Origin of the sequence: Pseudomonas sp. MWU16-30323, assembly GCF_020515595.1 — a bacterium.
Classification (GTDB): domain Bacteria; phylum Pseudomonadota; class Gammaproteobacteria; order Pseudomonadales; family Pseudomonadaceae; genus Aquipseudomonas; species Aquipseudomonas yamanorum.
Window position 1 is genome coordinate 261,314 of the sequence record NZ_JAIWYM010000002.1, and the last position, 14,002, is coordinate 275,315.

Below are 14,002 nucleotides of genomic sequence, written 5' to 3' on the forward strand. Positions count from 1 at the left end.
CTCAAGCCCCACACAAAACAAACTGTGGGAGCTGGCTTGCCTGCGATGCAGACACCTCGGTGTATCAGTGATACCGAGGTGATGCGATCGCAGGCAAGCCAGCTCCCACAGTTGATTGCGTTATTGGCTTCTAGCTAATCAGTCCACTTTCTCGAACTTCAAATCCCAAACCCCATGCCCGAGTCGCTCGCCGCGACGTTCGAACTTGGTGATCGGCCGTTCGGCCGGGCGCGGGACGCATTTGCCGTCTTCCGCCAGGTTGCGGTAGCCAGGGGCGACGTTCATCACTTCCAGCATGTATTCGGCATACGGCTCCCAGTCGGTGGCCATGTGCAGGATGCCGCCCACTTTCAGCTTGCTGCGCACCAGTTCCGCGAAGGAAGCCTGGACGATGCGGCGCTTGTGGTGGCGGCTCTTGTGCCAGGGGTCCGGGAAGAACAGCATCAAGCGGTCGAGGCTGTTGTCGGCAATGCAGCGGTTGAGCACTTCGATCGCGTCGCAGTCGTAGACCCGCAGGTTGGTCAGGCCCTGAGTCAACACGCCGTTCAGCAGCGCACCAACACCCGGACGGTGTACTTCAACCCCGATAAAGTCCTGCTCCGGCGAAGCTGCAGCCATTTCCAGCAGGGAATGACCCATGCCGAAGCCGATTTCCAGGGAGCGTGGCGCCGAGCGGCCGAACACCTGGTCGTAATCCACCGGCGCGTCCACCAACGGCAGGACGAACAGTGGCGTGCCCTGCTCCAGGCCTTTTTGCTGGCCTTCGGTCATGCGACCGGCGCGCATCACAAAACTCTTGATGCGGCGGTGCTTGGACTCGTCGCCTTCTTCCAGGGTGTTCGGCGTTTCGTTTGATTCAGTCATCAATGGCTCTTACTTGATCAGACCATCCAGCGGCGAGGAGGCGCTGGCGTAAAGTTTCTTCGGCATGCGCCCGGCGAGGTACGCCAGGCGGCCGGCGACGATTGCGTGTTGCATGGCTTCGGCCATCATGACCGGTTGCTGGGCATGGGCGATGGCCGAGTTCATCAGCACCGCATCGCAACCCAGTTCCATGGCGATGGTGGCGTCGGAGGCAGTGCCCACGCCCGCATCCACCAGCACCGGGATCTTGGCTTCTTCGAGGATGATCTGCAGGTTGTACGGATTGCAGATACCGAGGCCGGAACCGATCAGACCGGCCAGCGGCATCACGGCGATGCAGCCGATTTCGGCCAGTTGGCGGGCGATGATCGGGTCATCGCTGGTGTAAACCATCACGTCGAAGCCTTCCTTGACCAGGGTTTCGGCGGCCTTGAGGGTTTCGATCACGTTGGGGAACAGGGTTTTCTGGTCGGCCAGCACTTCCAGCTTCACCAGGTTGTGGCCGTCGAGCAGCTCACGGGCCAGGCGGCAGGTGCGCACGGCTTCGATGGCGTCGTAGCAACCGGCGGTGTTCGGCAAGAAGGTGTAGCGATCCGGCGACAGCACGTCGAGCAGGTTCGGCTCGCCCTCGATCTGGCCGAGGTTGGTGCGGCGCACGGCGAAAGTGACGATCTCGGCACCCGAGGCTTCGATGGCCAGGCGGGTTTCTTCCATGTCGCGGTACTTGCCGGTGCCGACCAGCAGACGCGACTGGAAGGTACGACCGGCCAGGACGAAAGGCTTGTCGCTACGAACGATGGTCATGGGAAATCCTCGAGTTGGGGTGAGGTTCTGCAGAATACGGGTTGGCGCTCTTGAGCGCCGGGCGGCTAGCCGCCGCCGATGGCGTGGACCACTTCGACCTGGTCACCTTCGGTGAGCGCGGTCTCGGCGTGCTGGCTACGCGGGACGATATCCTGGTTGAGCTCCACTGCGACGCGACGACCGGTCAAATCCAGACGGGTCAGCAGGGCCGAAACGGTTTCACCGTCGGGCAGTTCAAAGGATTCGCCGTTCAACTGAATGCGCATGCCACGGGCCGCCATCGTTTTTAGGGGCCAGCATTCTAGCGTGATTGGCGTTGCTGGCCCAAGCCCCTTGGTCAGGCGGCCTGTAGACGCCACGCCGCCAAACCGAGGAAGAACCAGCCCAGCAGGAACGCCAGGCCACCAAACGGGGTGATGATGCCGAGCTTGCTGATGCCGGTCATGGTCAGCACATACAGGCTGCCGGAGAACAGCAGGATGCCCACGGTGAACGAAATGCCCGCCCAGGTGACCAGTCGACCGGGAATGTGCACCGCCAGCAATGCCACGCCGAAGAGCGCCAGGGTGTGCACCAGTTGGTAGGTCACGCCGGTGTGGAAAATCGCCAGGTACTCGGCGCTCAGGCGATTTTTCAGGCCATGGGCGGCAAACGCGCCCAGGGCAACGCCGGTGAAACCGAAAAAGGCAGCCAGCATCAGAAAGCCACGCAACATGAGGAACTCCAGTCAGACTCAGTGGGCAGGGTCTGTATAATGGCCCGCTCAACGGGTTCGGCCAAGCCATCTCTATGCTGCGTCTCCTCTTCAAGCGTTTTCTCAAAGTCCTCAAGTGGTTTGCCATCGGCAGCGTGCTGCTGGTGCTGCTGTTCCGTTTCGTGCCGCCACCGGGAACTGCGCTGATGGTTGAGCGCAAGGTCGAATCCTGGGTCGACGGCGAGCCGATTGACGTACAGCGCACCTGGGTGCCGTGGGATCAGATCTCCGACGAGCTTAAAGTGGCGGTGATGGCGGGCGAAGACCAGCGCTTCCCGCAGCATTGGGGTTTTGACTTCGACGCGATCCAGGCGGCGTTGCTGCATAACGAGCGCGGCGGTTCGATTCGCGGCGCCAGCACTTTGAGCCAGCAGGTGTCGAAGAACCTGTTTTTATGGGCCGGTCGCAGCTATTTCCGCAAGGGCCTGGAAGCCTGGTTTACCGGGCTGATCGAGATTCTCTGGCCCAAGCAGCGAATTCTTGAGGTCTACCTCAACAGCGTGGAATGGGATGAAGGCGTGTTCGGCGCCGAAGCGGCGGCGCGGCATCATTTTGGGGTGAGTGCCAAGGCGCTGACCCGCCAGCAGGCCAGCTACCTGGCGGCGGTGCTGCCTAACCCACGGGTGTGGAGCGCCAGCCATCCAACATCGTATGTGGCGCGACGGGCTGCCTGGATTCGGCAGCAGATGAGCCAGTTGGGTGGTGACAGCTATTTGAATGAGCTGAACAATTCGCGCAAGGCGCCTTGGGCGGACTGACACCCCACAAAACAAAAGTGGGAGCGGGCTTGCTCGCGAAAGCGGTGTGCCAGTCAATACCTCAGGTGACTGATCCACCGCCTTCGCGAGCAAGCCCGCTCCCACATTTCGATCGCGCTGTCCTGGCTACCTGTGTCAGGCGGCGATCGACAGTTTCAGCTTGTTCATCGCACTCTTCTCGAGCTGGCGAATCCGCTCGGCCGACACGTTGTACTTCTGCGCCAGGTCGTGCAGCGTGGCTTTTTCTTCTGCCAGCCAGCGCTGGTAGAGGATGTCACGGCTGCGGTCGTCCAGCACTTCCAGCGCTTCGTGCAGGTTGTGGTTGGAGTTGTCGCTCCAGTCAGCGTCTTCCAGTTGACGCGCCGGGTCGTACCGGTGGTCTTCCAGGTAGTTGGCCGGCGATTGGAAGGCGCTGTCGTCGTCCGCTTCGGCGGCCGGGTCGAAGGCCATGTCATGGCCGGTCAGGCGACTTTCCATCTCACGCACTTCACGTGGCTCTACGCCAAGGCTTTCGGCCACGCGATGCACTTCTTCGTTGTTCAGCCAAGCCAGGCGTTTCTTCTGGCTGCGCAGGTTGAAGAACAGTTTGCGCTGGGCCTTGGTGGTCGCGACTTTCACGATGCGCCAGTTGCGCAGGATGAATTCGTGAATTTCCGCCTTGATCCAGTGCACAGCAAACGACACCAGGCGCACACCCATTTCCGGGTTGAAGCGCTTTACCGCTTTCATCAGGCCAACGTTGCCTTCCTGAATCAGGTCAGCCTGGGCCAGGCCGTAGCCGGAATAGCTACGGGCGATATGTACGACAAAACGCAGGTGGGCGAGCACCATCTGCCGAGCCGCCCCCAAATCCTGCTCATAGTAGAGACTCTCGGCCAGTTCACGCTCCTGCTCGGGCGTCAGCAATGGAATGCTGTTGACCGTGTGCACATAGGCCTCCAGGTTCGCACCCGGGACCAAGGCATAAGCAGGTTGCAAAGAAGTGGTCATACGAAAAAACCTCCGACTCACATAACTCGTGCAGTTCAGCACTGCGAAAATTGACCGGGAACCGTAGTACAAGTTCCCTAAACCACTGATACGGTCAATACAAACGAAACCACATTACCCTGACATTAACTACTTCGGTGCCAGCTCACGTAAATGCCGTGCGACCGCAATCCACGCACCGATATACCCCAAGAGCACTGCCCCAAGCAACAATGACAGACCATCGGCTGCCGGCACGCCGGCCAGGGCGAAATCACTGCCGTACAAACCGGCGAGCCCTACCACTGCGTCGTTCAGCCAGTTCAAGCCAAAAGCCAGTACGCCCCAGGACAAAATCCCCGCACCGAAGCCATAAAGCGCGCCCATGTACAGAAAAGGACGACGCACATAGCTGTCCGTGCCGCCGACGAGTTTAATCACTTCTATCTCGGTGCGGCGGTTTTCGATATGAAGACGAATGGTATTGCCTATCACCAAAAGTAATGCAGACACCAGCAACACCGTCAGGCCGAACACAAACCGGTCGCCCAGCTTGAGAATTGCCGCCAACCGCTCTACCCAGACTAGATCAAGTTGGGCCTGCTGCACCTTCGGCAGCTCTGCGAGTTTTTGTCGCAGGGCTTCCAGGGTCGTCTTGTCGACTTCGTTCGGGGTAACCAGCACCACGCCCGGCAGCGGGTTCTGCGGCAACTCCTTGAGCGCCTCGCCCAGGCCGGACTGTTGCTGGAACTCTTCCAGGGCCTGGTCGCGGCTGATGTATTCAGCCTCGGCCACACCTGGAAGCTCTTTGATCTCGTCGCGCAGGGACTCGCCGTCCTTGGTGCTGGCATCCAGGTTCAGGTACAGAGAAATCTGCGCCGCCCGCTGCCATGAGCCGCCAAGGCGCTCGACGTTGTTGAGCAGCAGCGACAACCCCATCGGCAGGCTCAAGGCCACGGCCATGACCAGGCAGGTAAAGAAGCTGCCGATCGGCTGTTTGCCCAGGCGACGCAGGCTGTCGACCAGGCTGGCACGGTGACTTTCGATCCAGGCATGCACCAGGGTGCCGAAGTCCGGGCCGTCGTCTTCGTCGCGTTTCTTTTTCTGAGGTTGCGGGTCGGCCGCTTTGGGCGCGACGCGTTCGGAAACCTTAGGGCTGCGTGTCGCACTCATACCCCAGCCTCCCCGTCGCCAATCAGGCGGCCGCGCTGCAGGGTCAGCATGCGGTGACGCATGCGGGCGATCAGCGCCAGGTCGTGACTGGCGATCAGCACGCTGGTGCCCAGGCGGTTGATGTCTTCGAACACCCCCATGATTTCGGCGGCCAGGCGCGGGTCGAGGTTACCGGTAGGTTCGTCCGCCAACAGCAAGGCCGGGCGATGGACGATGGCGCGGGCGATGCCGACGCGCTGTTGCTGGCCGGTGGACAGGTCGCCCGGGTACAGGTCGGTCTTGTCCGAGAGCGCGACGCGCTCCAGGGCCGAATCCACGCGCTTGATGATTTCGGCCTTGGACAGCCCGAGAATCTGCAACGGCAAGGCGATGTTGTTGAACACCGTGCGATCGAACAGCAACTGGTGATTCTGGAACACCACGCCGATTTGCCGGCGCAGGAATGGAATCTGTGCGTTGCTGATGGTGGCCAGGTCCTGGCCCGCCAGCAGCAATTTGCCGGTGGTGGGGCGTTCCATGGCCAGCAGCAGGCGCAGCAAGGTACTTTTACCGGCACCCGAATGGCCGGTCACAAACAAGAATTCGCCGCGACGCACCCGGAAACTCAGCTCATGCAAGCCGACATGCCCGTTGGCGTAGCGTTTACCGACCTGTTCGAAACGAATCATGAACGCTCCCGCTCGGCAAACAGCGCCTGTACAAAGGGTTCGGCTTCAAAAGTGCGCAGGTCGTCGATGCCTTCACCGACGCCGATATAACGAATCGGCAACCCGAACTGCTTGGCCAGGGCGAAGATCACACCGCCTTTGGCCGTGCCGTCGAGCTTAGTCAATGCCAGGCCGGTCAGTTGGACCGTCTGGTGGAATTGTTTGGCCTGGCTGATGGCGTTCTGACCAGTACCGGCGTCCAGCACCAGCAACACCTCGTGGGGGGCGTCGGCGTCGAGCTTGCCGATCACGCGGCGAACTTTCTTCAATTCTTCCATCAGGTTGTCTTTGGTGTGCAGGCGACCGGCGGTATCGGCGATCAGCACGTCAATGTTGCGGGCCTTGGCAGCCTGCACCGCATCGAAGATCACCGAAGCCGAATCGGCGCCGGTGTGCTGGGCGATGACCGGGATCTTGTTGCGCTCGCCCCAGACCTGCAACTGCTCCACGGCCGCGGCACGGAAGGTGTCACCGGCGGCGAGCATGACTTTCTTGCCTTCCAGTTGCAGCTTCTTCGCCAGCTTGCCGATGGTGGTGGTCTTGCCGGCGCCGTTGACGCCGACCACGAGGATCACAAATGGCTTTTTCTGCGTATCGATGACCAGCGGTGCTTCCACCGGCTTGAGCATGTTGGCCAACTCGGCCTGCAGCGACTTGTAGAGCGCATCGGCGTCGGTCAGCTGCTTGCGCGCGACCTTCTGGGTCAGGCTCTGGATGATCACGGCGGTGGCTTCGACACCCACGTCGGCCGTCAGCAGACGGGTTTCGATGTCTTCCAGCAGCTCGTCATCGATGGTCTTTTTGCCGAGGAACAGGCTGGCCATGCCTTCGCCGATGCTGGCGCTGGTCTTGCTCAGGCCTTGCTTGAGGCGGGCAAAGAAGCCGGTCTTGCTGGTTTCGACAGGAGCAGCAGGCTCTTCGATGATGGCTGGCGCGGCGACTGCGACCGGAGCAGGCTCGGCGACAACCGGTGCAGGCACCTCAATCACTGGCGGCGCTTCGACCACAACCGGCGCAGGCTCCACGAGGGCCGGAATCGGCGGCGTCACATGCGCGGCCTGCTCGTCTTCAACCAGTGCCACGGGCTCTTCCGCCACCGGCAACACCAGCCACGGTTTGTGCTCAGGCTCGGCTTCTGGCTCTGGCTCTGCCTCAACCACCGGCTGCAACACCGGCTCGGCCATCGGCAACACCACCGGGGCCGGGGTTTCGGCAACCCGTTCGGCTTCTACTGGGGATTCAGGGATCGGTTCTGCTTGAACCTGTGGCTGTTCGACGACGGTTTCCTGCGGCTTTTTGCGCAGCCATCCGAACAGGCCTTTTTTCTCGCCAGCCGCAGCTGGGGTCTTCTTGTCGTCGTTGGAACCAAACATGGAGACGGCTATCTCAAGGTAGCGACGCGCCAGGGGGCACGTCGGTAAATAAAATTCGATGCGTAACAGACTGTTTTTTAGCCAGCTCGTTCATGCGCAACATTTTGTAAGGCCTAAATAAGGCCTCAACAAGACAGCCGTAGTGGCCGTCCCTAGGTCGGATCAGTATCCTAGCACCTCCTCGCCCGCCGACGCTAAGACCAAGCGGGCAGCTCAACAGGTTTAAAAACGAATGAATGCTCTAGCCCGCCGCGCCGCAGGCCTGCTGCTCAGCACAGTTTGTCTGCCCCTTTCAGCTTTGGCTGCCGACCCACAACCCACCCACGAATTCACCCTCGACAACGGCCTCAAGGTCGTCGTGCGCGAAGACCATCGCGCCCCGGTGGTGGTTTCCCAGGTCTGGTACAAGGTTGGCTCCAGCTATGAAACCCCGGGCCAGACCGGTTTGTCCCACGCCCTGGAGCACATGATGTTCAAGGGCAGCGCCAAGGTCGGCCCCGGCGAAGCCTCGCTGATCCTGCGTGACCTGGGCGCCGAGGAAAACGCCTTCACCAGCGACGACTACACCGCTTACTACCAAGTGCTGGCCCGTGACCGCCTGGGCGTTGCCTTCGAACTGGAAGCCGACCGCATGGCCAGCCTGCGCCTGCCGGCCGACGAGTTCAGCCGCGAGATCGAGGTGATCAAGGAAGAGCGCCGGATGCGCACCGACGACAACCCGATGTCCAAGGCCTACGAGCGCTTCAAGGCCATGGCCTACCCCGCCAGCGGCTACCACACGCCGACCATTGGCTGGATGGCCGACCTGGACCGCATGAAGGTTGAAGAACTGCGCCACTGGTACCAATCCTGGTACGTGCCGAACAACGCCACCCTGGTAGTGGTGGGCGACGTGACCCCGGATGAGGTCAAGACCCTGGCCCAACGCTACTTCGGCCCGATCCCCAAGCGCGACGTGCCACCGGCGAAAATCCCGCTGGAACTGGCCGAGCCCGGCGAACGCCTGCTGACCCTGCACGTACAGACCAAACTGCCGAGCGTGATCCTCGGATTCAACGTGCCGAGCCTCGCTACCGCTGAAGACAAGCGTTCGGTCAACGCCTTGCGCCTGATTTCAGCCCTGCTGGACGGCGGCTACAGCGCACGCATCTCGACGCAACTGGAGCGCGGCGAAGAGCTGGTGTCCGGCGGCTCGTCGAGCTACGACGCCTACACCCGCGGTGACAGCCTGTTCACCCTGACCGCCACCCCGAACCTGCAGAAGAAAAAGACCGTGGCCCAGGCTGAAGCCGGCCTGTGGCGCCTGCTGGATGAACTGAAGGCCAAGCCACCGAGCGCAGAAGAACTGGAGCGTATCCGCGCCCAAGTCATCGCCGGAGTGGTTTACCAGCGCGACTCGATCACCAGCCAGGCCACTGCCATCGGCTCCCTGGAGACCGTCGGCCTGTCCTGGAAACTCATGGACACCGAACTGGCCGAGCTGCAAAGCGTCACCGCCGAAGATATCCAGAAAGCTGCACGCACCTATTTCACCCGCGAACGTCTCAGCGTCGCCCATGTCTTGCCTGAGGAGACCGCTCATGAGTGAACGTAAAAACAACCGTCTGGTGCTGCCCGGTTTGATCGTGGTCACGTTGGCTGCCGCGTGCGCGGTGTATTTCCTGCGCCCGAGCGAATCCGTCGCCAGCCAGGCGCTGGAGCAGGCCAAGTCGGCCAACACGCTGCAATCCCTGGCCGAGCTGGACAACAAGGCACCGACCAACCGCAAGCTCGACGTACAAACCTGGACCACCGCCGAAGGCGCCAAGGTGCTGTTCGTCGAAGCCCATGAACTGCCGATGTTCGACATGCGCATCCTGTTCGCCGCCGGCAGCAGCCAGGACGGCGACACACCGGGCCTGGCGCTGTTGACCAACGCAATGCTCAACGAAGGCGTGCCAGGCAAGGACGTCAGCCAGATTGCCGCCGGTTTCGACGGCTTGGGTGCCGACTTCAGCAACGGTGCCTACCGCGACATGGCGCTGGTTTCCCTGCGCAGCCTGAGCGCCAGCGACAAGCGTGATGCCGCCCTGTCGCTGTTTGACGACGTGATCGGCAAGCCGACCTTCCCGGCCGACTCCCTGGCGCGGATCAAGAACCAGCTGCTGGCCGGCTTTGAATACCAGAAGCAGAACCCCGGCAAACTGGCGAGCATCGAGCTGTTCAAGCAGCTCTATGGCGACCACCCTTACGCCCATCCAAGCGAAGGCAACGCCGAGAGCGTGCCGAAGGTCACCCTCGCGCAGTTGAAGGACTTCCACGCCAAGGCCTACGCCGCCGGCAACGCGGTGATTTCTGTAGTCGGCGATCTGACCCGCGCCGAAGCCGAAGCCATGACTGCCAAGGTCTCCGCTTCACTGCCTAAAGGCCCGGCGCTGGCGAAGATCGCCCAACCTGTGGAGCCCAAGGCTGGCACCACACACATCGAGTTCCCGTCCAAGCAGACAACCCTGCTGCTGGCACAACTGGGTATCGACCGTGCCGACCCGGACTACGCCGCGCTGTCCCTGGGCAACCAGATCCTCGGCGGCGGTGGTTTCGGCACCCGTTTGATGAGCGAAGTGCGCGAGAAGCGCGGCCTGACCTACGGCGTATACTCCGGTTTCTCACCGATGCAGGTGCGCGGCCCGTTCATGATCAACCTGCAAACCCGCGCCGAAATGAGCGCTGGCACCTTGAAACTGGTGCAGGACGTGCTGGCCGATTACCTGAAGACCGGCCCGACGCAAAAAGAACTCGATGACGCCAAGCGCGAACTGGCCGGCAGCTTCCCGCTGTCCACCGCGAGCAACGCCGATATCGTCGGGCAGCTGGGCGCCATGGGTTTCTACAACCTGCCGCTGAGCTACCTGGAAGATTTCATGAAACAATCCCAGGCGCTGACCGTTGATCAGGTCAAAGCTGCTTTGAACAAACATTTGAGTGCCGACAAGCTGGTCATCGTGACCGCCGGCCCGACGATTGCGCAAAAGCCACTACCGCCCCCCACAGATAAACCCGCCGAGCAGCCGCTCGGGGTTCCGGAGCATTAATGGCCCGTCCATCCCGTCCCAAGAAACCCGTCCACAACGTTCACAACGGTGTGGGCCAACTGCGCATCATCGGTGGAGAATGGGGCAGCCGTAAGCTGAGCTTCCCTGACGTCGTGGGCCTGCGCCCGACGCCCGACCGCGTGCGTGAAACCCTGTTCAACTGGCTCGCGCCGTATATCGCCGGGGCCAAGGTGCTGGACCCGTTCGCGGGCAGCGGCGCGTTGTTCCTGGAGTCGCTGTCCCGTGGCGCGGCGCTGGGCCAGGCGCTGGATGCCAGCAATGTGGCGGTCGCCAGCCTCAAGGAACACCTGGGCACGCTGCGTTGCACCACCGGGCAAGTGCAGACGGCTGATGCGTTGCGCTACCTGGAAACCCAGGAAGCCCGTGAGTTTGACGTAGTCTTCCTCGATCCGCCGTTTAACCAGAACCTGCTGCCGACTGTATGTGCGCTGCTGGAAGAGCGTCAGTGGTTGGCGCCGGATGCCTGGATCTACACTGAAAGCGAAACGGCACCGTCCACACTCGGCCTGCCGGGCACCTGGCGCCTGCACCGCGAGCAGAAATCCGGGCGGGTGTATTACGCGTTGTGGCAACGTACGACACAAAGCTAACCCTGTGGTGAGGGAGCTTGCTGTGGCGAGGGAGCTTGCTCCCGCTGGGCTGCGCAGCAGCCCCAAAGCAGGCGACCGAGTTTTCTGAGAGATTGAGGGGTCAGTTTTCAGGGCCGCTTCGCGGCCCAGCGGGAGCAAGCTCCCTCGCCACGGCAAGCTCCCTCGCCACGGCAAGCTCCCTCGCCACAGGTTGCTCACCCGCTCTGCCACCTGCCGCGAGAACCATCGTGTCAAAAACGTCCGACCGCTTTACCCCCGCCTTCGGCCTCGGCAACCCGCACCTGCAAACGTTGTGGGGACCGCTGTGGCGCAAAACCACCCACATCGAACGCCAGCGCGAACGGCTGTGGCTGGCAGACGGGGACTTTCTCGACCTCGACTGGCACGGCCCCCATGACGCAACCACCCCGTTGGTGCTGGTGCTGCACGGGCTGACCGGCTCGTCCAACTCGCCCTATGTAGCCGGCCTGCAAAAAGCCCTCGCAACCCAAGGCTGGGCCAGCGTGGCACTGAACTGGCGTGGCTGTTCCGGCGAACCCAACCTGCTCGCCCGCAGCTACCATTCCGGCGTCAGTGAAGACCTGGCCGAAACCATCGCTCACTTGCGGGCCAAGCGCCCGTTGGCGCCGCTGTATGCGGTGGGTTATTCGTTGGGCGGCAATGTGCTGCTCAAGCACTTGGGTGAAACCGGCGAAGCCTCCGGGCTGCAAGGCGCGGCCGCCGTGTCGGTGCCATTTCGCCTGGATCAGTGTGCAGATCGCATCGGCCTGGGCTTTTCACGGGTTTATCAAAAGCACTTCATGCGCGAAATGCTGGCCTATATCCGCGTCAAACAAAGCCGTTTTCTAAAGGAAGGCCACGAGGCTGGCCTGAAAACCCTGGCCGACTTGGGCTCGCTGGAGAAGATGCGCACATTCTGGGACTTTGACGGCCGCGTCACCGCGCCGCTGCACGGGTTCCTCAGTGCCGAGGACTACTACCGCCGCGCCTCCAGCCGCTATTACCTCGGGGGCATTCGCACACCAACCCTGATCATCCAGGCCGCGGACGACCCGTTCGTGTTCGCCCACAGCCTGCCCGAGGCCAGCGAACTGTCGGACTGCACCGAGTTCGAACTGCTGGCCAAGGGCGGGCATGTGGGGTTTGTCGATGGTTCACTGAAACAGCCAACTTACTACCTGGAACGACGAATCCCGGAGTGGCTGCTGGCACAACGCCGATAAAAATGTGGGAGCTCCCACACTTTGGATCAGACCAGGTCTGGTAAACCTCAGTCGCCTGTTGCAACTTCCCGCTTTGGATCAGTGATCCACTCGCTCCACGACCCCGCGTACAACTTGCCCAACGGGTAACCCGCCAGGCACAGCGCAAACAGGTTGTGACAGGCAGTCACACCGGAGCCGCAGTAAGCCACCAGGTCATCCGGCGAGCGGTCTTGCAGCTTGGCGGCGAAGCGTTGCTTGAGCTGGTCCGCCGGCAGGAAACGGCCGTCGCTGCCCAGGTTTTCATTGAACGCCGCACATTGCGCACCGGGAATATGCCCGGCAACCGGATCGATCGGCTCCACTTCACCACGAAAGCGCGGCTGGGCGCGGGCGTCGATCAGGGTCAGGCCGGGTTGGCCGAGGCGTTTTTGCAGGTGTTCGGCATCCAGTTGCAGGTGGTTGTCCGGCGAGCCGCTGAAGGTGCCGGGCTCGATCGCCGGGGCATCCAGACTCAACGGGAAGCCCGCTGCGTGCCAGGCTTTCAGGCCGCCATCGAGGATAAATACGCCGTCGCGCTTGCCCAGCCAGGCCAGCAGCCACCAGGCGCGGGCGGCGTAGGCACCGGGGCCGTCGTCATACAAAACGATATCGCTGTCGGCGTTAACGCCCCATGCCCGCAGTTGCCGGATAAACGCATCCGGCGCCGGCAACGGATGGCGGCCGGTCACGCCCTTGGTTACCGGCCCGCTGAGGTGGCGTTCCAGATCGGCATACTGCGCCCCTTCGATATGCCCTTCGGCGTAGCTGCACAGGCCGTAATCCGGGTCTTCCAGAGCAAAGCGGCAATCGAGGATCACCAACCCGCCGGACTGCTGGCGCTCGGCCAGTTGCTGGGGGCTGATCAGTTGGGCAAGCGGCATGACTGACTCCTGTGGCTAGGTTAGCGTTCGGGAAACATCCTACTTCACTTCTTCCAGCGCCTGATTCAACGGCACGTAAAACTCTTTGAACAGCGCATCCACCGCGTCCTTGGCTTTTGGGGTGATAAACCCGGCTTCCAGCACCAGCACCTGGTACACACCGCGCTTGATGGCCTCCGCGCTCAGGTGCGCGGACTTTTCATTGGTGGTGCACAGGAAGCGCACCCACGAGGTGAGGATGATCCAGGCATTGAGGGTCAGGGCTTCGGTTTGTACCGGGTCCATGTTCAGGATGCCGGCATCGACAAAACCCTGGTAGATGGCTGCGCCCTGGATCAGGCAGCGCTGGGAAAACCGCCGGTAGCCAGTAGCCAGCTCCGGGTCGCTTTCCAGCAGGTGTTCGAGGTCACGGTGCAAAAAGCGGTAGCGCCACATGCCGGCGAGCACCGCCTGCAGGTAGAAGCGCTTGTCTTCCACGGTCACCGCGCGGCCCTGGGGCGGGCGCAGGAAACTGTCCACCAACGCTTCGTACTCACGAAACAGCACCGCGATAATCGCCTGCTTGTTGGGGAAGTGGTAGTACAGGTTGCCCGGGGAAATTTCCATATGGGCAGCGATATGGTTGGTGCTGACACTGCGCTCGCCCTGCTGGTTAAACAGCTCCAGGCTGGTTTGCACAATGCGCTCGCTGGTCTTTACTCGTGGTGCCATGGGAAATCAACTTCTAGACCCGTGATGGCGGCATCTTACGGACTATCCTTGTCCGGATAAATCGGCACGTACGTGCAATGTT

The 14,002-nt window shown here is 61.9% G+C and carries 15 protein-coding genes; 5 read left to right on the plus strand and 10 right to left on the minus strand.

The genetic code is table 11. From position 1 onward, the window contains the following. Positions 1-138: 138 nt before the first annotated feature. The 4 genes from trmB to LIY45_RS04155 all read right to left on the minus strand — a co-directional run bounded on the left by trmB (position 139) and on the right by LIY45_RS04155 (position 2,383). Positions 139-864 (minus strand): tRNA (guanosine(46)-N7)-methyltransferase TrmB, encoded by a 726-nt coding sequence (gene trmB, locus LIY45_RS04140; RefSeq protein WP_010167706.1) that lies wholly within the window; start codon positions 862-864, stop codon positions 139-141. Positions 865-873: 9 nt separating this feature from the next. After that, positions 874-1,668: a thiazole synthase gene (locus LIY45_RS04145; protein ID WP_226475460.1), complete on the minus strand. Its 795-nt coding sequence runs from the start codon at positions 1,666-1,668 to the stop codon at positions 874-876. Between the two features lie 65 nt (positions 1,669-1,733). Further along, positions 1,734-1,934: a sulfur carrier protein ThiS gene (thiS, locus tag LIY45_RS04150; RefSeq protein WP_063026500.1), complete on the minus strand. Its 201-nt coding sequence runs from the start codon at positions 1,932-1,934 to the stop codon at positions 1,734-1,736. A 71-nt stretch (positions 1,935-2,005) separates the two neighbouring features. Further along, positions 2,006-2,383 (minus strand): DUF423 domain-containing protein, encoded by a 378-nt coding sequence (locus LIY45_RS04155; protein ID WP_226475461.1) that lies wholly within the window; start codon positions 2,381-2,383, stop codon positions 2,006-2,008. A gap of 74 nt (positions 2,384-2,457) precedes the next feature. Between LIY45_RS04155 and mtgA the strand changes: the two genes are divergently transcribed. Continuing rightward, positions 2,458-3,180 carry a monofunctional biosynthetic peptidoglycan transglycosylase gene (gene mtgA / locus LIY45_RS04160; protein WP_017476531.1) on the plus strand — a complete coding sequence of 241 codons (723 nt, stop codon included), beginning with the start codon at positions 2,458-2,460 and terminating at the stop codon, positions 3,178-3,180. A gap of 135 nt (positions 3,181-3,315) precedes the next feature. Here the strand turns inward: mtgA and rpoH are convergent, their stop codons facing one another. The 4 genes from rpoH to ftsY form a co-directional block, all read right to left on the minus strand. Next, positions 3,316-4,170, minus strand: coding sequence for an RNA polymerase sigma factor RpoH (gene rpoH / locus LIY45_RS04165; RefSeq protein ID WP_003176698.1), 855 nt, complete (start codon positions 4,168-4,170; stop codon positions 3,316-3,318). A gap of 129 nt (positions 4,171-4,299) precedes the next feature. Next, the gene (gene ftsX, locus LIY45_RS04170; RefSeq protein ID WP_017476532.1) at positions 4,300-5,322 is read right to left on the minus strand and encodes a permease-like cell division protein FtsX; all 1,023 of its coding nucleotides are present in this window, start codon (positions 5,320-5,322) and stop codon (positions 4,300-4,302) included. Further along, positions 5,319-5,990, minus strand: a complete 672-nt coding sequence (ftsE, locus tag LIY45_RS04175; protein WP_017476533.1) for a cell division ATP-binding protein FtsE — start codon at positions 5,988-5,990, stop codon at positions 5,319-5,321. The genes ftsX and ftsE overlap by 4 nt, the downstream gene beginning before the upstream one ends. Further along, positions 5,987-7,402, minus strand: coding sequence for a signal recognition particle-docking protein FtsY (gene ftsY, locus LIY45_RS04180; RefSeq protein WP_226475462.1), 1,416 nt, complete (start codon positions 7,400-7,402; stop codon positions 5,987-5,989). Before ftsY ends, ftsE begins: the two co-directional genes overlap by 4 nt. Positions 7,403-7,634: 232 nt before the next feature. Here ftsY and LIY45_RS04185 point away from each other — a divergent pair, with 232 nt between their 5' ends. From LIY45_RS04185 to LIY45_RS04200, 4 genes are all read left to right on the plus strand, one after another. Then, positions 7,635-8,990, plus strand: a complete 1,356-nt coding sequence (locus LIY45_RS04185) for a pitrilysin family protein (protein ID WP_226475463.1) — start codon at positions 7,635-7,637, stop codon at positions 8,988-8,990. Next, the gene (locus tag LIY45_RS04190) at positions 8,983-10,473 is read left to right on the plus strand and encodes a pitrilysin family protein (protein WP_226475464.1); all 1,491 of its coding nucleotides are present in this window, start codon (positions 8,983-8,985) and stop codon (positions 10,471-10,473) included. Before LIY45_RS04185 ends, LIY45_RS04190 begins: the two co-directional genes overlap by 8 nt. Further along, the gene (gene rsmD, locus LIY45_RS04195) at positions 10,473-11,084 is read left to right on the plus strand and encodes a 16S rRNA (guanine(966)-N(2))-methyltransferase RsmD (RefSeq protein WP_063026488.1); all 612 of its coding nucleotides are present in this window, start codon (positions 10,473-10,475) and stop codon (positions 11,082-11,084) included. Before LIY45_RS04190 ends, rsmD begins: the two co-directional genes overlap by 1 nt. A 227-nt stretch (positions 11,085-11,311) precedes the next feature. Then, the gene (locus tag LIY45_RS04200; protein WP_226475465.1) at positions 11,312-12,307 is read left to right on the plus strand and encodes a hydrolase; all 996 of its coding nucleotides are present in this window, start codon (positions 11,312-11,314) and stop codon (positions 12,305-12,307) included. 47 nt (positions 12,308-12,354) lie between these two features. On the opposite strand, the gene LIY45_RS04205 is transcribed toward LIY45_RS04200, so the two are convergent. Together LIY45_RS04205 and LIY45_RS04210 are read right to left on the minus strand one after the other, a co-directional pair. Further along, the gene (locus tag LIY45_RS04205; RefSeq protein ID WP_017476539.1) at positions 12,355-13,209 is read right to left on the minus strand and encodes a sulfurtransferase; all 855 of its coding nucleotides are present in this window, start codon (positions 13,207-13,209) and stop codon (positions 12,355-12,357) included. A 39-nt stretch (positions 13,210-13,248) separates the two neighbouring features. After that, on the minus strand, positions 13,249-13,920 hold the full coding sequence (locus tag LIY45_RS04210; protein WP_226475466.1) for a TetR/AcrR family transcriptional regulator: 672 nt from the start codon (positions 13,918-13,920) through the stop codon (positions 13,249-13,251). Between the last annotated feature and the right edge of the window lie 82 nt (positions 13,921-14,002).